At 29.0% G+C, this 17,375-nt stretch carries 22 protein-coding genes and 1 pseudogene; 19 read left to right on the top strand and 4 right to left on the bottom strand.

Annotation, left to right across the window (positions count from 1 at the left end; genetic code table 11):
- The 19 genes and pseudogenes from ABY298_RS09530 to ABY298_RS09440 form a co-directional block, all read left to right on the top strand.
- Positions 1 to 243, top strand: a pseudogene (locus ABY298_RS09530) (cation transporter); the annotation flags it as partial.
- A gap of 3 nt (positions 244 to 246) precedes the next feature.
- Positions 247 to 690, top strand: a complete 444-nt coding sequence (locus ABY298_RS09525) for a GNAT family N-acetyltransferase (protein ID WP_372745818.1) — start codon at positions 247 to 249, stop codon at positions 688 to 690.
- A 3-nt stretch (positions 691 to 693) separates the two neighbouring features.
- Positions 694 to 1,275, top strand: a complete 582-nt coding sequence (locus ABY298_RS09520; RefSeq protein ID WP_372745817.1) for an NUDIX domain-containing protein — start codon at positions 694 to 696, stop codon at positions 1,273 to 1,275.
- A gap of 121 nt (positions 1,276 to 1,396) precedes the next feature.
- Positions 1,397 to 1,960 carry a TetR/AcrR family transcriptional regulator gene (locus ABY298_RS09515; RefSeq protein ID WP_372745816.1) on the top strand — a complete coding sequence of 188 codons (564 nt, stop codon included), beginning with the start codon at positions 1,397 to 1,399 and terminating at the stop codon, positions 1,958 to 1,960.
- Positions 1,961 to 2,177: 217 nt separating this feature from the next.
- Entirely contained in the window at positions 2,178 to 2,600 is a 423-nt protein-coding gene (locus tag ABY298_RS09510; protein WP_372745815.1) for a hypothetical protein, read from the top strand.
- A 23-nt stretch (positions 2,601 to 2,623) separates the two neighbouring features.
- Positions 2,624 to 3,184, top strand: a complete 561-nt coding sequence (locus ABY298_RS09505; RefSeq protein ID WP_372745814.1) for a carboxymuconolactone decarboxylase family protein — start codon at positions 2,624 to 2,626, stop codon at positions 3,182 to 3,184.
- Positions 3,185 to 3,226: 42 nt separating this feature from the next.
- Positions 3,227 to 4,090: a haloacid dehalogenase type II gene (locus ABY298_RS09500; protein WP_372745813.1), complete on the top strand. Its 864-nt coding sequence runs from the start codon at positions 3,227 to 3,229 to the stop codon at positions 4,088 to 4,090.
- Positions 4,091 to 4,135: 45 nt separating this feature from the next.
- Positions 4,136 to 4,780, top strand: a complete 645-nt coding sequence (locus ABY298_RS09495) for a DsbA family oxidoreductase (RefSeq protein WP_372745812.1) — start codon at positions 4,136 to 4,138, stop codon at positions 4,778 to 4,780.
- Positions 4,773 to 5,462 (top strand): haloacid dehalogenase type II, encoded by a 690-nt coding sequence (locus tag ABY298_RS09490; RefSeq protein WP_372745811.1) that lies wholly within the window; start codon positions 4,773 to 4,775, stop codon positions 5,460 to 5,462. The genes ABY298_RS09495 and ABY298_RS09490 overlap by 8 nt, the downstream gene beginning before the upstream one ends.
- A 6-nt stretch (positions 5,463 to 5,468) precedes the next feature.
- Positions 5,469 to 6,239: a peroxiredoxin-like family protein gene (locus ABY298_RS09485; protein ID WP_372745810.1), complete on the top strand. Its 771-nt coding sequence runs from the start codon at positions 5,469 to 5,471 to the stop codon at positions 6,237 to 6,239.
- 73 nt (positions 6,240 to 6,312) lie between these two features.
- Positions 6,313 to 7,026 carry a 3-ketoacyl-ACP reductase gene (locus ABY298_RS09480; RefSeq protein ID WP_372745809.1) on the top strand — a complete coding sequence of 238 codons (714 nt, stop codon included), beginning with the start codon at positions 6,313 to 6,315 and terminating at the stop codon, positions 7,024 to 7,026.
- Positions 7,027 to 7,183: 157 nt separating this feature from the next.
- A complete protein-coding gene (locus ABY298_RS09475) occupies positions 7,184 to 7,543 on the top strand; it encodes a hypothetical protein (protein WP_372745808.1) in 360 nt (119 codons plus the stop codon).
- Positions 7,544 to 7,553: 10 nt separating this feature from the next.
- Positions 7,554 to 7,952 carry a YchJ family protein gene (locus tag ABY298_RS09470; RefSeq protein ID WP_372745807.1) on the top strand — a complete coding sequence of 133 codons (399 nt, stop codon included), beginning with the start codon at positions 7,554 to 7,556 and terminating at the stop codon, positions 7,950 to 7,952.
- Between the two features lie 201 nt (positions 7,953 to 8,153).
- Positions 8,154 to 9,158: a recombinase RecA gene (gene recA / locus ABY298_RS09465; protein WP_372745806.1), complete on the top strand. Its 1,005-nt coding sequence runs from the start codon at positions 8,154 to 8,156 to the stop codon at positions 9,156 to 9,158.
- 211 nt (positions 9,159 to 9,369) lie between these two features.
- Positions 9,370 to 9,819: an ATP-dependent zinc protease gene (locus ABY298_RS09460; protein WP_372745805.1), complete on the top strand. Its 450-nt coding sequence runs from the start codon at positions 9,370 to 9,372 to the stop codon at positions 9,817 to 9,819.
- A 1-nt stretch (position 9,820) separates the two neighbouring features.
- Complete coding sequence (rimK, locus tag ABY298_RS09455) at positions 9,821 to 10,696, top strand: 30S ribosomal protein S6--L-glutamate ligase (RefSeq protein WP_372745804.1); 876 nt, start codon at positions 9,821 to 9,823, stop codon at positions 10,694 to 10,696.
- A complete protein-coding gene (locus ABY298_RS09450) occupies positions 10,686 to 11,645 on the top strand; it encodes a succinylglutamate desuccinylase/aspartoacylase family protein (RefSeq protein ID WP_372745803.1) in 960 nt (319 codons plus the stop codon). Before rimK ends, ABY298_RS09450 begins: the two co-directional genes overlap by 11 nt.
- On the top strand, positions 11,646 to 12,590 hold the full coding sequence (locus ABY298_RS09445; RefSeq protein WP_372745802.1) for an ABC transporter ATP-binding protein: 945 nt from the start codon (positions 11,646 to 11,648) through the stop codon (positions 12,588 to 12,590). It abuts the gene before it with no gap.
- A 113-nt stretch (positions 12,591 to 12,703) separates the two neighbouring features.
- Complete coding sequence (locus ABY298_RS09440) at positions 12,704 to 13,570, top strand: NAD(P)-dependent oxidoreductase (protein WP_372745801.1); 867 nt, start codon at positions 12,704 to 12,706, stop codon at positions 13,568 to 13,570.
- Positions 13,571 to 13,576: 6 nt separating this feature from the next.
- Here ABY298_RS09440 and ABY298_RS09435 read toward each other — a convergent pair whose 3' ends face one another.
- The 4 genes from ABY298_RS09435 to ABY298_RS09420 all read right to left on the bottom strand — a co-directional run.
- On the bottom strand, positions 13,577 to 14,770 hold the full coding sequence (locus ABY298_RS09435; RefSeq protein ID WP_372745800.1) for a sensor histidine kinase: 1,194 nt from the start codon (positions 14,768 to 14,770) through the stop codon (positions 13,577 to 13,579).
- 261 nt (positions 14,771 to 15,031) lie between these two features.
- Entirely contained in the window at positions 15,032 to 15,463 is a 432-nt protein-coding gene (gene dut, locus ABY298_RS09430) for a dUTP diphosphatase (protein WP_372745799.1), read from the bottom strand.
- A 7-nt stretch (positions 15,464 to 15,470) separates the two neighbouring features.
- A complete protein-coding gene (locus tag ABY298_RS09425) occupies positions 15,471 to 16,304 on the bottom strand; it encodes an alpha/beta hydrolase (RefSeq protein ID WP_372745798.1) in 834 nt (277 codons plus the stop codon).
- 9 nt (positions 16,305 to 16,313) lie between these two features.
- Positions 16,314 to 17,375: polysaccharide biosynthesis C-terminal domain-containing protein (locus ABY298_RS09420; protein ID WP_372745797.1), on the bottom strand; the 1,062-nt coding region annotated here is incomplete at its 5' end.

Below are 17,375 nucleotides of genomic sequence, written 5' to 3'. Positions count from 1 at the left end.
GAAGAAGTAGAAATGGTAAAAGGAATTAAAAATGTACATCACGTACATATTTGGCAATTAAATGATCACGAATGCCATTTTGAAGCACATATAGAGTTTAAAGAAGATATTACCATCTCTAATTTTGATATAATTTGTAAAAAAGTAGAACATTTACTTTTAGATAAATTTGATATTCATCATTGTAATTTACAACCTGAATTTAACAGAACAGAAAGCAAAGAAATTATTATTCAAGATTAAAAAATGTTTCAAATAATTACCAAAAAATTTTCCGAATTAACTAGCAATGAATTGTATGCAATACTACAATTACGAAGCGAAGTTTTTGTAGTGGAACAAGACTGTGTGTATCAAGATATTGATTTTAAAGATCAAAAAGCTATTCATATTTTAGGATTTAAAAATGAAAAATTAATTGCTTATACACGTATTTTTAAACCTGGAGATTATTTTACCCAGGCTAGTATTGGTAGAGTAGTAGTTGCACAAAACCAGCGCAAATTTGGCTACGGTTTTATAATTATGGAACAATCTATAAAAGCTGTAAAAGAGTATTTTAACGAAACTACCATAAAAATTTCTGCTCAAAAATATTTGAAAAAATTTTACGAATCGCTTCAATTTGAACAAGTTGGAGAAGAGTATTTAGAAGATAACATTCCCCATATTCCAATGGTTAAAAAATAATAAATGAACAATCCAAAAGTTAAAATTACAAACGTTGAAAATCTATCACATAAGTGGTACAAACTAGATAAAGTAGATTTTAATTATCAACTTAACAATGGAACTTGGCAACACCAATCTAGAGAGTGTTATGATAGAGGAGATGGTGCAGCAATATTATTATATAATTCATCAAAAAAAACAGTTATTTTAACCAAACAATTTCGAATGCCTAGTTATTTAAATGGAAATAAAGATGGCATGATGATTGAAGTTTGTGCAGGTTTATTAGATGAAAACGATCCAATTACGTGCATTATTAAAGAAGCTGAAGAAGAAACAGGATTTCAAATTTCCAACCCTAAAAAAGTAATGGAATTGTATTCAACTCCAGGTGCAGTTACCGAAAAAATTCACTATTTTATTGCAGAATATACAAGTGTTATGAAAATTTCTAATGGTGGTGGTTTAGAGGAAGAAACCGAAGAAATTGAAGTTTTAGAATTACAATTTAGTCAAGTTTTAGAAATGATTTCATCAGGAGAAATTTGTGATGCTAAAACAATTGTTTTACTGCAATATGCTCAAATTCATAATTTAGTATAATTTATAAATATTTGTAATACAATATATTAAGTAATTTTAAAAAAGTGAAATTTATATTTTTAGCTAGTTTGTTTTTTTATTTCAAAGCAGTTGCTTAGTTTTGTGGTGTAATTAATAATAAATGGCACGACAAAAAGAGTATATTGAAGATGAAGTTATTGAAAAAGCAATGCGTTTGTTTTGGCGCAATGGTTATGAAAATACTTCTGTTCGTATGTTAGAAAAAGAAATGGGTATTAACCAATTTTCTATATATGCTAGTTTTGGAAATAAGCAAGGTGTGTTTTTAGAAAGCTTAAAATGTTATAAAAAAAACACAAAAGAAATGTTTGAAAATTTAATAAAATCGAACAATGGTGTTGAAGATATTAAAGAATTTTTTTACAATTCAGTTAAAGTTTCTGGGTTTAGAGGAAATCAAAAAGGTTGTTTTGTAACAAATACTTATAATGAATTTGCAGAAAGTGAAGATGTAGTTATAAAAGAACAAATTGCAAGTTTTATGAATAATTTAAAAGAAATTTTCATAGAAAAATTAAAAATGGATCCAACTAAAGATGAAGAAACCATTTTGAAACAAGCTAATTATTTGGTACTTGCAAAACACGGTTTGGCAGCGGCTTCAAGAGTAAATACAGAACAAGAAATAAAAGATTATATAGAAATGACTTTTAAAAACTTATAAGCTTTTTTTTAATTAAAAACTAAGCAAGTGCTTAGATAAATTATAATTGGAAATCCAGATCAAATTTGTACGGATACTAACAGAATTTTACCAATGTAATTTAAACAATCAGTAATACCAATTAGCTCTATTGTTTTTGTGACTTTAAATTTATGGCTAAATAATAAATATGAATTTCAATACTAATTAATATATAAAATCAATAAAAAAGTAAATTATGAACAAAATAGTATTTAGTACAAACTTATTAATGGGTGCGGTTTTATCCAGATTTGCCATTTCAAAATTAGCAGGATGGGAAATATCTATTAATGCCTTTATAGAAATGGCAAAACCATTAGGTATAGATCCTACTTTTTTCAGGGTATCTACCGGCATACTTATTTTGGTAGTTGTAATTGGTTATATATCAACCGCCGTTTTCAGCCTATTCAAAAATAATCCCGATTTTAAAACAATAATTCCTTATAAAAAATGGGCAATTTATGCCAATCTTTTAGGTTTACTTACAATGGTAGGAGCACTTATAGCTGAATTTTCACTAAGAGTACAGCCTAAATGGTTATTGGTTTATATAGCTTTAGGAGTAATCCTATTTTCAGGTATTAACATTTTCATTTTAAATAAACAAAAACAATAAAAAATAACTAAAAAATTAAAATTATGTCAAAATTTAAAATTCACAATTTAGAAACAGTACCAACAGAAAGTAAAGAAATGTTAGAAGCTTCGGCAAAAGTAAATGGTTTTATACCAAATTTACATGCTGTTTTAGCAGAGTCTCCTCAAATTTTTGAAGCATACCAAACGCTTCATAAATTGTTTTCACAATCATCATTTAATAAAGATGAATTAACCGTAGTATGGCAAACCATAAATGTAGAGCACAAATGTAACTATTGTGTGCCAGCGCATACAGCTATTGCTCATATGATGAACGTTGATTCAGCTATTACCGAAGCATTAAGAAACAGTACTACGTTGCCAACAGAAAAATTACAAGTGTTGCATGAAACAACCTTAGCATTGGTCAGAAATCGTGGGTATATTTCTAATGAAGAAGCCGAAAAATTCTATGCAGTTGGCTATGAAAATCGCCAATTATTAGATATTGTTTTAGGTCTTTCACAAAAAGTAATTAGTAATTATACAAATCATTTAGCAAAAACTCCTGTAGATAAAGCTTTTGAAAATTTTGTTTGGAAAAAAGAGGTAACAGCTTAATTATAAAAACCTTAATAAAAAGTTATAAGTCAAATAAGAATTATGAATAATTCAACAAAAAATAATAGTACAATATCTGCAGTAATTATGGAGAGAAAAAATAGTAATAAGTTACACTTAAATACCTTTATGGTGGTTATTTTAATAATGACAATTTTTTCAAATATATATGCGCAAGAAACAGCATTAAAAAATGAAAATAATCATTTAGTAACAAAACCAAAAGTGATCATTTTTGATGTAAATGAAACCTTGTTAGATATGACTCCTTTAAAAATATCGGTTGGTAAAGCGTTAAATGGAAGAGAAGATTTATTGCCTTTATGGTTTTCAACTATGTTACATTATTCGTTAGTAGAAACTGTAACAGAAAATTACCACCATTTTGGAGAAATTGGTACCGCAGCCTTAATAATGGTTGCAGAAACACAAGGAATTGTCATAAATTATGAAGATGCAAAAGAATCTATTGTTACTCCATTAAGATCTTTACCCGCCCACGCTGATGTTATACCAAGTATGAAAAAATTGAAAAAAGGAGGTTTTGGAATTGTTAGTTTAACAAATTCTTCGGCAAAAGGAGTTGAAACTCAATTTAAAAATGCGAATTTAATAAGCTATTTCGATAATCGTTATACAGTAGAAACTATTCAAAAATATAAACCTCATTTAGATACCTATAAAATGGTTTTAAAAGATTTAGGTGTAAAACCAGAAGAAGTTTTAATGGTTGCTGCACACGCATGGGATTTAGCAGGAGCTAAAAAAGCTGGTTTACAAACTGCATTTATAAAAAGACCAGGAAAAGTTTTATATCCAAATGTAGAAACGCCAGATTATGTAGTAAACGACTTATCGGAATTGGTAAAAATTTTCGAAGAAAAAGGATATTTCAAAATTGATTAACTTTTTAATTATTAACTATTAAAAACTCCTTTAAATTGTATTTATATGAAAGAAAAAATTAAGGTAGATGTTGTTTCAGATATTGTTTGTCCGTGGTGTATTATTGGGTACAAACGTATGCAAAAGGCAATTGAAGAGTTAGAGATTCAACATAAAATAATACTTAAATGGCAACCTTTTGAATTGAATTCTACTATGCCAATTGAAGGAGAAAATGTGTTAGAACATATAAAAAGAAAATATGGATCATCTATAGAAGATGCAAAGCGTTCACAAGAAAATATGACAGAACTAGGAGCTGAGCTAGGTTTTAAATTCGATTATTTTGATGAAATGAAAATAGTAAATACTATAGATGCTCATATTTTATTGGAGTATGCAAAAGAATACAACTTACAAACAGCATTAAATGTACGCTTTGTTACTGCTTTTTTTAGCGAACGAAAAGATATTTCAAACAGAGAAGTATTATTTCAAGAAATAACAAATATTGGCTTAAATGTAAATGAGGCAAAAATGCGATTAGAAAATAAAGCAAATAAGGAACGAATTAAAAAACAAATTCAATTTTGGCAAAGCAGAGGGATTTCTTCTGTACCAACCGTGGTTTTTAATAACTCAAGTGCTGTAACTGGTGCGCAATCAACAGATGTTTATAAACAAATATTTATGCAACTTTTAAATGAATAAAAGCAACAATAATATAAAATATTCATTAGCATTTGATGTTTATGGAACACTTATCAACACTTCAGGAATTTACACTATTTTAGAAAGTATGATTGGTGAAAAGGCAACACCCTTAATGAATACTTGGAGAAATAAACAGTTAGAATACTCTTTTAGAAGAGGTTTAATGAATAGTTATGTAGATTTTTCTGTGTGTACAAAAGATGCTTTAGAGTTTAGTTGCAATACTTTTAAAGTTAATTTATCTGATGCTCAGAAAGAAGCATTAATGAATGAATATAAAGTGTTACCAGCTTTTGCCGATGTACAAGAAGGACTGGAAAAATTAAAAGAAGAAGGATATAAACTCTATGCTTTTTCAAACGGAAGTGCCGAAACAGTATCTAATTTGTTAAAAAATGCAAATATTTTTTATTTATTTAACGATGTTGTTAGTGTAGAAGATGTTCAAATTTTTAAACCTAGTCCAAAAGTATACGAGCACTTTTTAAAAAAAATAAACGCAACAAAATCCAATTCTTGGTTAATATCAAGCAATCCGTTTGATGTAATTGGCGCAACCTCTTACGGAATGAAATCTGCTTGGGTACAACGCTCACAAGATTCAGTTTTTGATCCTTGGGGAATAGAACCAACAACAATTATAAATACTATAAAACAATTACCTATAAAACTAAAATAATTAAAAATGTTAAAAAAAAACCTATCTATCTTAATTGCAATAATTGCAATAACAATTGGTTGTGAAACTAAAGAAAAAAAACAAATGAATTCAAACGAAGAAACAAATATGGAAACAACAACGGAACAAGGTGAACTAGATGCGTTATTGGATGTTAAAAGAAAACAAGCCGCGGAAAGAATTACCGGAGAAAAAAAACAAGTGTATGCAGAAGGAATTGAAGATATAAAAAATTCTGGAATTTTAGATAAAGCTTTAAATGTTGGAGCAAAAGCACCTAATTTTACCTTAAACAATGCTACAAATAAGTCAGTTTCATTATATGATGAACTTAAAAACGGCCCAGTAATTTTAACTTGGTACAGAGGTGGTTGGTGTCCGTATTGTAATATTACGTTAAATCATTTACAAGAAAAATTGCCGGAGTTTAAAAAAGCTGGAGCTACTTTATTGGCATTAACACCAGAATTACCAGACAAATCTTTAAGTACTTCAGAAAAAAATAATTTAGAATTTACTGTTTTAAGTGATATTGGAAATAAAGTTGGTAAGCAATATGGTGTTGTATATACATTAACAGCTCCACTTGCAACTATGTACGAAGCAGGTTTTGGCTTACACCAAAATAACGGAGATGAAAGTAATGAACTGCCTTTAGCTGCAACGTATGTTATTGATAAAAATGGAATTATTCAATACGCATTTTTAAATGAAGATTATAAAAATAGAGCAGAACCTAAAGAAATAATTGCTGCTTTAAATAAATTGAAACAATAAAATTTGCAACTTTGTGTGGATAAATTCTAACATAAAATGAAGTGAAAATCACTTCAACATAAAATAAGTAAATATGGAGTTAAAAGGAAAAAAAGCAATTATTACTGGAGGTAGTAGAGGTTTAGGAAAAGCAACCGCACTTGCCTTTGCACAACTAGGTATTGATGTTGCCATTACTGGTAGAAATGAAGCTAAATTAAAAGAAACAGTTTCAGAATTAAAAGCGTTAGGAGTTAATGCTTTTTATGAAGTTTTTGATGTTTCTAATTATAACCAAGTAAAAATTGGAATTAAAAATTGTATTTCTAACTTAGGTTCTGTTGATATTTTGGTTAACAATGCCGGTATTGCAGCTTTTGGTACGTTAAACGATATGGATTCGCAATTATGGGAAGATATTATTAAAACCAATGTTTTAGGAATGTATTACGTTACAAAAGAAGTACTTCCACATTTAATTGCAAAAAATGAAGGAGATATTATAAATATTTCATCAACAGCTGGTTTAAGTGGAAATGCAACTACTTCTGCATATTCAGCATCTAAATTTGCAGTAATTGGTTTATCGCAATCTTTAATGAAAGAAGTTCGAAAAAACAATATTAGAGTAAATACCTTAACACCAAGTACAATTGCTACAGATATGTCTTTTGAATTAGGAATTACCGATGGAAATGCTGAAAAAGTACTTCAACCAGAAGATTTTGCAGAGTTAATTGTTGCTAGTTTAAAACTACCAAGAAGAGCAATGATGGCAAATGCTTCTTTGTGGTCTACAAATCCATAATTTAATTAAAAGATTTATCTTTTATAAATAAACCAAACAGCTGTTTAGTTAAAACAGCTGTTTGGTTTTTATGTATTATTATACAGAGCATAAATAAGTATATTTGTAACAAGTCTCACTACTGTATTTTATAGATAATAGAAAATTAGGCGAACATATGACCATTGAAGATTTAGCAGGTACTTTTAATATTATTGGTAGTAACCAAGATTCAAGTGAACAAACATATACCGGTACACTTACTTTAACTCTTGATGTTAATAAGAGAATAATTGCTAAATGGCTTATTAATAATGAGCAAGAACAAATAGGAACAGGCTTTTTTAAAAACAACATTTTGGTAATAAATTTTAGTTATCAATCGGTTAATAATGTTACATACAAAGGCGTGGTTGTGTATCGTTGTATTTCAAATACAATTTTAGAAGGATTTTGGTCTGAAAAACACGGAGATCCTTTGTATTTAGGTTCAGAACGCTGTTTTAAAATTATAGAACAAAAAGAATTATTAAATTAAATAGTAAACAATGCAATGTCCTTGTAATAGCAATAAAAAATATAGCGATTGTTGCCAAAAAGCACATCAAAATATTAATTCAGTTGCCTCTGCAGAAGCATTAATGCGCTCAAGATATAGCGCTTTTGTTTTAGCAAATGTAGCGTATTTACAAAAAAGTCATCACAGTAAAACCAGACCTTCTAATAGCGAAAATAAGGAAATTGAAAAATGGACAAAATCTGTAAAATGGTTAAAATTAGAGGTTTTAAAAACTACAAATGGAACTGCTAATGATACTATTGGAACAGTAGAATTTAAAGCATTTTTTATGGAAAACGGCGCCATAAATATTATTCACGAAAACTCTAAATTTTGTATTGAAAATAATTATTGGGTATATGTTGGCGCAAATAATGAATGTAATTAGTTTTAACACTCATTCTAAAATCTAAATTTTCTTTAGGCAATACTTCAGCAATTTCAATTAAATAAATTTTGAAGAAATTATAAGAATTAAACATATTTTTTTATCTAAAAAACAGTTGATAGATTTATACGTAAACCCTAAATATACTCAATACTTTTTTATATTTTAGCATCCAATAAATTAACTCATTTAAAAAAGATTATGGCAGACGATAAAGAAAAAGCAGCAAAATTAAAAGCATTACAATTAACTCTAGATAAATTAGATAAAGCTTACGGAAAAGGAACAGTAATGAAAATGGGAGATGTTGCAATATCTGATATTGAGGCAATTTCAACAGGTTCATTAGGATTAGATATTGCATTAGGTGTTGGAGGTTATCCAAGAGGAAGAGTAATTGAAATTTACGGACCAGAATCTTCGGGTAAAACAACCTTAACATTGCACGCTATTGCTGAAGCTCAAAAAGCTGGTGGAATTGCGGCTTTTATAGATGCAGAACACGCTTTTGACCGTTTTTATGCTCAAAACTTAGGAATTGATGTAGATAATTTAATTATTTCTCAACCAGATCACGGTGAACAAGCTTTAGAAATTGCCGATAATTTAATTAGCTCTGGAGCTATTGATATTGTAGTAATTGACTCGGTTGCTGCTTTAACTCCTAAAAGTGAAATTGAAGGAGAAATGGGAGATTCTAAAATGGGATTACACGCACGTTTAATGTCTCAAGCATTACGTAAATTAACAGGAACCATTCATAAAACAAATTGTACAGTTATATTTATTAACCAATTACGTGATAAAATTGGAGTAATGTTTGGTAACCCAGAAACAACAACTGGTGGTAACGCTCTTAAATTTTACGCATCTGTTCGTTTAGATATTCGTAAAAGAACACAAATAAAAGATGGTGAAAAAGTAGTTGGAAACAGTACAAAAGTAAAAGTGGTAAAAAATAAAGTAGCACCTCCATTTATGACTGCCGAGTTTGATATTATGTACGGCGAAGGAATATCTAAAGTTGGTGAAGTTTTAGATTTAGGAGTTGAGTTTGGAATTGTGAAAAAAAGTGGTTCTTGGTTTAGCTACGGCGAAACAAAATTAGGACAAGGTAGAGATGCTGTAAAAGCATTAATAAAAGACAATCCAGATTTGGCCGAAGAATTAGAAACTAAAATTAAAGAAGCAATAAACGCTAAATAACACAACTGTATTTATAAATTATAAAAAAGGAAGTGAAATTTAATTTCACTTCCTTTTTTGTTGCACTTAACTAATTATAAATAAACAAATTAAAAAGTATAATTTTAAAAATTACTTACAAACAAAATGTGTCAAATTCATAAAATTGTCTAATAAAAGAGTATTTTTGGCAAATAAATTTATTTCTAGTTAATTATAATTTCATATTCTTTTGATTACAAAACCAATTAGACTATTGTTAGGTAGAACGGACATTGTTGATTTCCCTAAACTTAATTTAGAAGGAATTAACATAAAAGTGGATACTGGAGCGTATACTTCAAGTTTTCACAGCCATAGTATTGAAGTAGTTGATGAGGTATTAAAATGTAAATTTTTAGATCCTAGTCATGAGCAATATCATGAAAAATATTTTTTGTTTAAAAATTTTACTCAAAAAAAAGTAAAAAGTTCTAACGGAATTGTAGAAACTAGATTTACTATTAAAACTGAAATACTAATCTTTAATAAGATTGAGGAGATTGATTTAACTTTAACAGAAAGAGGTTCAATGAAATATCCTGTGCTATTAGGAAGAAAATTTTTGTCGAAAAAATTTATTGTTGATACCGCAAAAAAAAACTTATCATTTAAAAACAAAATAAAAACAAGCATAAATTAAAATGAAAATTGTTGTTTTATCTCGTAACCCCAACTTATATTCTACAAAAAGACTTATTGAAGCTGGTAAAAAACGAAACCACGAAATGATTATAGTAGATCATACAAAATGTGATATTATAATTGAAAAGAAAAAACCAGCTATACGTTATAAACACGAGCTATTAACTGATATTGATGCTGTAATTCCAAGAATTGGAGCTTCTGTAACTTTTTACGGAACAGCCGTTGTTCGTCAGTTTGAAATGATGAAAGTTTTTACAGCTATTGAATCTCAAGCATTAATGCGCTCACGCGATAAATTAAGAAGTTTACAAATACTTTCCAGAGCTGGATTAGGACTTCCTAAAACCGTTTTCACAAACTATTCTAAAAACGTTAGAGATGTAATTGACAGTGTTGGAGGCACTCCTTTAGTAATAAAATTATTAGAAGGAACACAAGGTTTAGGTGTAGTTTTAGCTGAAAATGATAATGCTGCCGAATCGGTTTTAGAAGCTTTTAATGGTTTAAAAGCACGTGTAATTGCACAAGAGTTTATTAAAGAAGCAAAAGGTGCCGATATTAGAGTTTTTGTGGTTGATGGAACTGTTGTTGGAGCCATGAAAAGACAAGGAAAAGAAGGTGAATTTCGCTCAAATTTACACAGAGGAGGAAGCGCCGAAGTTATTGAATTATCTGTTGATGAAGAAAATGCAGCCTTAAAAGCAGCTCGTGTTATGGGATTAGGTATTGCAGGTGTAGATTTATTACAATCTGCCCGTGGACCACTTATTTTAGAAGTAAATTCATCTCCAGGTTTAGAAGGAATTGAGTCTGCTACTGGCGTTGATATTGCCAGAAAAATTATTCATTATATAGAACGCCATGCCGAATGATTTTAAAATTCTTCACCAAAAAGTAGCACTAGGTGAAACAGTAACTATTAATATGGATATTGCACGTTTAACAACGCGCTCAAAAGTTGATGTTCCTATTATTGTTTCAAGAGGAAAAGAAGATGGACCTTGTTTATTGCTTATTGGCGGTATTCATGGCGATGAAACTAACGGAATAGAAATTGTGCGTCAAATTGTTGCTGCAGGACTTCATAAACCGGAAAAAGGAACCATTATTTGTATTCCTTTATTAAATGTATTTGGTTTTTTAAATCAACGAAGAGAATTTCCTGATGGAAGAGATTTAAACAGAATGTTTCCAGGATCAAAAAATGGTTCGTCAGCAAGTAAATTTGCCTATCATTTAATGACCAAAGTAATTCCAAAAGTTGATTATTGTATTGATTACCATACTGGTGGTGCACAGCGTTTTAATTATTCACAAATAAGAATTAATGGTACCGATGAAGAAACCTTAGCTTTGGCTAAAATTTTTGGTGCACCGTTTATTGTTTTTAGTAAAAGTCAGGAAAAAACATTTAGAAATTCAATGGTTTCATTAGGAAAAAAAGTGTTGCTTTTTGAAGGAGGAAAATCGTTAAACTTAGATAAAATTGTAACTAAAATGGGTATTCAAGGTGCAATTAACATCATTCATCATTTAGGTTTACGAGATTATTCATCTAAAATTTTAAAAACATCTACCGAAAATCCACCAAAAGTTATTAAAACAAGCAAATGGGTACGAGCTAAACATTCTGGTATGTATCGTTCCTATGTAAGTGCCGGACAAAGAGTAGAAAAAGGAGTAAATTTAGGGAGTATTTCAGATCCTTACGGCGAATACGAAAAAATATTTAAAAACCCACAAGCGGGTTATGTTTTAAACTCTAACCATTCTCCCGTAGTTATTCAGGGCGATGCTTTATTTCATATTGGTTTCGAATAATTGTTAAAAGTAGAGAACATATCATTTAGTTATACTTCAAAAGAGGTTTTAAAAAACATTAGTTTTAGTGCCAATAAAGGCGATTATATTGCTGTTATTGGAGAAAGCGGTTGTGGGAAAAGTACTTTATTAGAAATTGTTTACGGTTTATTACATATTGAAAAAGGTGCTGTTTATTGGAATGATAAAAAGTTAAGAGGTCCAAATTTTGCATTAATTCCTGGGGAAGAATTTATGAAATACTTACCGCAAGATTTCGATTTAATGCCCTATAGTACTGTTGAAGAAAATATTGGAAAACACATTTCTTATTTAGATCCAAATAGATTAAAACGTATAAAAGAGTTGTTGGAAGTTGTTGATATGAGCGACTATTTAAAAACGAAAGTAATTAACTTAAGTGGTGGTCAAAAACAACGTGTAGCATTGGCAAAAGTAATTGCAAAAGAACCAGAAGTTTTATTGTTAGATGAACCATTTAGTCATATAGATAATTTTAGAAAAAACAAATTACGAAGAGATTTATTTCGCTATTTAAAATCTAAAAATATTTTATGTATTGTAGCAACGCATGATGCAACAGACGCCTTGTCTTTTGCCAATGAAATTTTGGTGATAAGAAATGGAGAATTAGTTGCTAAAAACACGCCAGAAACTTTATATAACAACTTAACTAGCGAATATATTGGCTCTTTTTTTAATGAAGTAAATGAAATTCCGTTAGTTGAAATTGAACCAAAATCAACGTTAAATGAAACTATTTTATGCTACCCAAATCAATTAAAATTAACCGATAAAAATGGGATAAAAGCAACTATTATAGCTTCATATTTTAAAGGCGATTTTTATTTAGTTGAAGCACAACTTCAAAAAACAATTGTATTTTTTGAAAACTTCGACAAAATTCAAGTAGGATCAGAAATTTACTTAAAACTAGTTAAATAAAAACCTGTTGCGTGTAATTGACGAAAATATACATTAAAAAACTAATTGCCCCCAACACGTTAAATTTATAAAACTTAATCGGTTTATATTTTATTAAATCAATACAAAAAAAAATGAAAATAGCTTTTATTGGATTAGGAATTATGGGAAGCAATATGGCTTCACATTTAGCAAAAAACAATTTAGACTTAACTGTATATAATAGAACTCCAAAGAATTTTGAAACTTTTGGAAATTCAAAAGTAACTATTGCGGATTCGGTTAAAAATGCTGTAAAAGATGCTGATATTGTTTTTAGTATGTTATCTACACCACAAGTTGTTGAAGAAGTATTTTTTGGAATAGAAGGTGCACTTAATTTAATGAAAAAAAATGCCATTTGGGCAGATTGTACTACTGTAAATCCATCATTTAGTATCAGCGCTTTTGAGGAAGCAAAAAAATACGATATTAGATTTTTAGATACACCGGTTTCAGGCTCTAAAATTCCTGCAGAAAATGCTGAATTAATTTTTTTAGTGGGTGGAGAAGAAAATACATTGAACGAGATTCAGCCCTATTTAAATATGATGGGAAACAAGGTGTTGCACATTGGTGAAATTGGTAAAGGAGCATCGTTTAAAATGTTGGTAAATATGATGCTTGCACAATCTATGCTTGTTTTTTCTGAAGCCATATTATTGGGTGAAAAAATGGGAATTTCTAAAGATTTTCTGTTAGATACAGTTCCTAATTTAATAGTTTCAGCTCCTTTTACAAAATCGAAAGCGCAAGCCATAAAAAATAATAATTATGATGTGCAATTTCCGTTAGAATGGATGCATAAAGATTTGCATTTGGCTGCAATTACTGCTTACGAACTTAACCAACCATTGTATTTGGCTAATTTGGCAAAAGAATTATATGCCAGTGCTAACCAAAACGGTTTGGGACGAGATGATATGTCTGCTATTTATAAATTTTTAGAACTAAAAAAATAGACTTTACTATTTATTTTTTATTGGTAAGGAAATATACACACTAGTTCCTTGGTTTAACTTGCTTTCAATTTTAATAGTTCCTTTATTTATGGTTAAAAACTCCTTACAAAGTTTTAAACCTAAGCCTGTTCCTTTTTCATTATTGGTTCCAAAAGTAGAAACAGTTGAGTTTATTTCAAAAACTTTTAATTGTGTTTCTTTAGTTATACCAACTCCATTATCCACTATTGCAATGGTACAAGTGTTTAGTTTTTCATCTATTTTTTTCAAAACAATTTCAATTTTTCCATCAACAGGAGTAAATTTAATAGCGTTTGATATTAAGTTTCTTATAACAGTGTCAACCATATCATAATCGGCATAAACACTAATTTCAGTATTAAAATTACAACTTAGGTTAATGTTTTTCAATTTAACTTGAGAATTAAAAAGACGGATATTGGTAAGTACTATTTCATTAAGATTAAGTTGACTAGGATTATAAATAATTAACCCAGTATTTGTATTTGCCCATTTTAATAGATTATCTAACAGGTTAAACGTTTCTTTACTGTTTTGGTAAAGCGATTTAGTTAGTTTTTCTCGTATTTCTTCCGTTATATTATTTAGCCAAAGTAACTCTCCAATTTGTTGTAAACCTCCAAGAGGACCTCTTAAATCGTGTGCAATAATGGAGAAAAGATTGTCTTTACTTTTATTTAACTCACTTAGTTTTAGGTTGTCTTTTTCTTTTAAAATAAAGATTAAGAGTAAAGGAATAATCAAGTTAAGAATTAAGAAGAAAATAAGTGGAAAAACCATCATATAATTTGTTGAAAATATTTCTACATCAACTAATAAATTAGCTCCTAACGCCCTAAATAAAAGGGAAAATGAACCTAAGGTAAAAATATAACCCGTTAAGTATTGTATTTTAGTTTTCTTTTTATCTGTTAATAGAATATAAGCAGTAAAGGCATAAATAAATGAAACACTTAATGACATGGCAATAATTCTAGCACTTACTGAAGCGGTACTAAAAAATAGTAGCACAACGGAAAGAAAAACTGGAATTAAAAGGTATCGTTTAAAATGCTTTAAATTAAATTTTCGTTCAATAAAAGAAATACAATAGACTTCGTAAAACGCAATAAATAAATTTATAGTAGTATTTACAAAAATACCAAATGGTTTTGGTACTTCATCTCTTGTTGCAAGCATTATTAAAAAAAAAATTCCCATTATTCTTGATAAAATAAAAAGATAAATAATGGGATTTTTTATTTTATATAATTTAATGTAAGTAACAAATAAAGCAATGATACATATATTGGCTGTAGCAGTGAAAAGGAATAATGTTCTTACATCTATTGGAATCATATTTTTTATTTACTTTAAATATATTTCTCCGTTATTGGTGTTTTTCACCAATAATTAAAATTAACCAATTTAATGGTTAAACAATTTTACAAATAAACTAGTTTAAACACCAGTAGAACCAAAACCACCAGCACCACGTTCTGTTTCGCTTAAAATTTCAACTGATTGCCATTCTGCACGCTCGTGTTTTGCAATTACTAATTGCGCAATACGTTCGCCATCATTAATAACAAAATCGTTGTTAGATAAATTCACCAAAATAACGCCAATTTCACCTCTATAATCTGCATCCACAGTTCCGGGAGCGTTTAAAACAGTAATTCCATTTTTTGCCGCTAATCCACTTCTTGGTCGTACTTGTGCTTCTGTACCAACAGGTAAAGCAATAAATAAACCAGTTTTAATAATGGCTCTTTCCAATGGTTTTAAAGTAATTGCAGCATCAATATTTGCGCGTAAATCCATTCCTGCAGATGCAATTGTTTCGTAACTTGGTAATTGGTGTTTAGATTTGTTGATGATTTGAATTGTCATTTTTAATTTATTTTATGTTATAAAGCCAGGAAATTACTTCTTTAAATTCGCTACTCCAAAAAGCTTCGTTATGATTTCCTTCTGGGTTAATTTTCGATTTTAAATTTCGTTGTTTAAATCCTGTTTCTAGTAATAATTTTTCCATTTTTTGAGTGTCAGTATCCATAGATTCTCCTTCTTTTCCACCCACTAATAAATATAGTTTTTGGTTGTTTATTTTACCGTTTTCTTCAGTAAACTTAATTACTTCATCAGAAAACCAAAAAGAGGTTGATAAAGCGCCTATTTTTCCAAAAACAGATGGATATTTTAATCCGCCGTAATACGATATTAATCCACCTAAAGAACTGCCAATTAAACCCGTGTGTTTTTGTTGAGGTTTTGTTCTGTAATTTTTATCAATATAGGGTTTTAATGTATTTACTATAAAATTGATATAAACTTCGCCTTTTCCGCCACCATATTTTTTATGTTCCCACGGTGTGTATTCGTTAATGCGTTCTTCACCACCATTTTCAATGCCTACAACAATAAATCCTTTGCTTGTTTTTTTATAAATTTCATTTAAAGTTTCATCAACTTTCCATTCACCAGCATAAGATGTTTTTGCATCAAATAAATTTTGAGCATCGTGCATATAAATTACCGGAAATTTTTTTGTTGATGTTTTATAATGTGGAGGAACGTACACCCAAATTTTATGACTTATTGTGTTTAACTCCGGAATTAAAAATTCTTTTTCAAGAATAGAAACATTTGATGTAGCGGTTGATTTATTTTCTTGCGAATAACCAAATGCCACACATAAAATGAAAATGAATAAAGAATAATAGATTTTCATAAGTAGTTACTATTTTCGATTTATTAATGCCATTAATTCTTTTTTTTCATTATAAAAAATTAAGAAACCAAAAAAGCTAACTAACAGAATTCCAACTAAATAATTTTCTCTAAAAAATACAAATGATATATATGAAATTACTACTGAAGCTATTAAATAAATACCAGATTTTTTTAAGTTGTAAGGAACGTCATAATATTTTTTACCATAAAAATAAGAGATAACCATCATACTTCCGTAAGCAGCTAAAGTTGCCCAAGCCGATGCTATAAATCCAATTTTTGGAATTAAAACAATGTTTAAAACAATAGTAATTAAAGCGCCTACAATAGAGAAATACATTCCATAACGTGTTTTATCGGTTAGTTTGTACCAAACAGCCAAATTGTGATAAATACCTAAAAACAAATTTGCTAATAACACAATTGGCACAATTGCAATTGCGTCCCAATAATCAGAATTTTTAATAAACAGTACTTTAATAATATCAATAAAAGCTACAATACCCACAAAAACTAACGCACCAACTATTATAAAATAGTTCATAATTTTAGCATAGGTTTCTTTGGCATTCGCTTTATCGGCGTGATTAAAAAAGAAAGGCTCAGCACCTAACCTAAATGCCATAATGTATAAGTTCATAAAAATAGCCAGCTTGTAACAAGCGCTATAAATTCCCATAGTGCTTTTGTCAATAAGTTGGCCGATTAAGTACTTATCTAAGTTTTCATTAATTGTGTAAGCAATTCCAGCCACTGCAATTGGCCAGGCGTATTTGAACATTTTTTTAAATAGCACAGTATTAAAACTCCATTTAAATTTAAGTAAATAAGGCATTAATAAAAGCAATGAAACCGCGCTACCAACAATATTTGCAATAAAAATAAAATTAACAATATTAGTACTGTTATACATAGAAATCAAAAATGATGGAACCGATTTTCCTTCAGCAATAAAATCTGGAATAAAGCGTAAGAAAATAAGATTTATCAATACAATAATTCCAACATTTAATAATTTAATAATAGCATATCGTATTGGTCTGTTTGCTGCGCGTAAATAAGCAAATGG

It is taken from the genome of Lutibacter sp., from assembly GCF_041596795.1.
Taxonomy (GTDB): domain Bacteria; phylum Bacteroidota; class Bacteroidia; order Flavobacteriales; family Flavobacteriaceae; genus Lutibacter.
The sequence above is the reverse complement of the archived record's forward strand: the minus strand, read 5'-3'. Positions and strand labels throughout refer to the sequence as shown.

Excerpts from the sequence above, each read along its gene's own strand:
- ABY298_RS09525 (WP_372745818.1), top strand. The coding sequence starts at position 247 with ATGTTTCAAATAATTACCAAAAAATTTTCCGAATTAACTAGCAATGAA.
- ABY298_RS09520 (WP_372745817.1), top strand. The coding sequence starts at position 694 with ATGAACAATCCAAAAGTTAAAATTACAAACGTTGAAAATCTATCACAT.
- ABY298_RS09515 (WP_372745816.1), top strand. The coding sequence starts at position 1,397 with ATGGCACGACAAAAAGAGTATATTGAAGATGAAGTTATTGAAAAAGCA.
- ABY298_RS09510 (WP_372745815.1), top strand. The coding sequence starts at position 2,178 with ATGAACAAAATAGTATTTAGTACAAACTTATTAATGGGTGCGGTTTTA.
- ABY298_RS09505 (WP_372745814.1), top strand. The coding sequence starts at position 2,624 with ATGTCAAAATTTAAAATTCACAATTTAGAAACAGTACCAACAGAAAGT.
- ABY298_RS09500 (WP_372745813.1), top strand. The coding sequence starts at position 3,227 with ATGAATAATTCAACAAAAAATAATAGTACAATATCTGCAGTAATTATG.
- ABY298_RS09495 (WP_372745812.1), top strand. The coding sequence starts at position 4,136 with ATGAAAGAAAAAATTAAGGTAGATGTTGTTTCAGATATTGTTTGTCCG.
- ABY298_RS09490 (WP_372745811.1), top strand. The coding sequence starts at position 4,773 with ATGAATAAAAGCAACAATAATATAAAATATTCATTAGCATTTGATGTT.
- ABY298_RS09485 (WP_372745810.1), top strand. The coding sequence starts at position 5,469 with ATGTTAAAAAAAAACCTATCTATCTTAATTGCAATAATTGCAATAACA.
- ABY298_RS09480 (WP_372745809.1), top strand. The coding sequence starts at position 6,313 with ATGGAGTTAAAAGGAAAAAAAGCAATTATTACTGGAGGTAGTAGAGGT.
- ABY298_RS09475 (WP_372745808.1), top strand. The coding sequence starts at position 7,184 with ATGACCATTGAAGATTTAGCAGGTACTTTTAATATTATTGGTAGTAAC.
- ABY298_RS09470 (WP_372745807.1), top strand. The coding sequence starts at position 7,554 with ATGCAATGTCCTTGTAATAGCAATAAAAAATATAGCGATTGTTGCCAA.
- recA (WP_372745806.1), top strand. The coding sequence starts at position 8,154 with ATGGCAGACGATAAAGAAAAAGCAGCAAAATTAAAAGCATTACAATTA.
- rimK (WP_372745804.1), top strand. The coding sequence starts at position 9,821 with ATGAAAATTGTTGTTTTATCTCGTAACCCCAACTTATATTCTACAAAA.
- ABY298_RS09450 (WP_372745803.1), top strand. The coding sequence starts at position 10,686 with ATGCCGAATGATTTTAAAATTCTTCACCAAAAAGTAGCACTAGGTGAA.
- ABY298_RS09440 (WP_372745801.1), top strand. The coding sequence starts at position 12,704 with ATGAAAATAGCTTTTATTGGATTAGGAATTATGGGAAGCAATATGGCT.
- ABY298_RS09435 (WP_372745800.1), bottom strand. The coding sequence starts at position 14,770 with ATGCTTGCAACAAGAGATGAAGTACCAAAACCATTTGGTATTTTTGTA.
- dut (WP_372745799.1), bottom strand. The coding sequence starts at position 15,463 with ATGACAATTCAAATCATCAACAAATCTAAACACCAATTACCAAGTTAC.
- ABY298_RS09425 (WP_372745798.1), bottom strand. The coding sequence starts at position 16,304 with ATGAAAATCTATTATTCTTTATTCATTTTCATTTTATGTGTGGCATTT.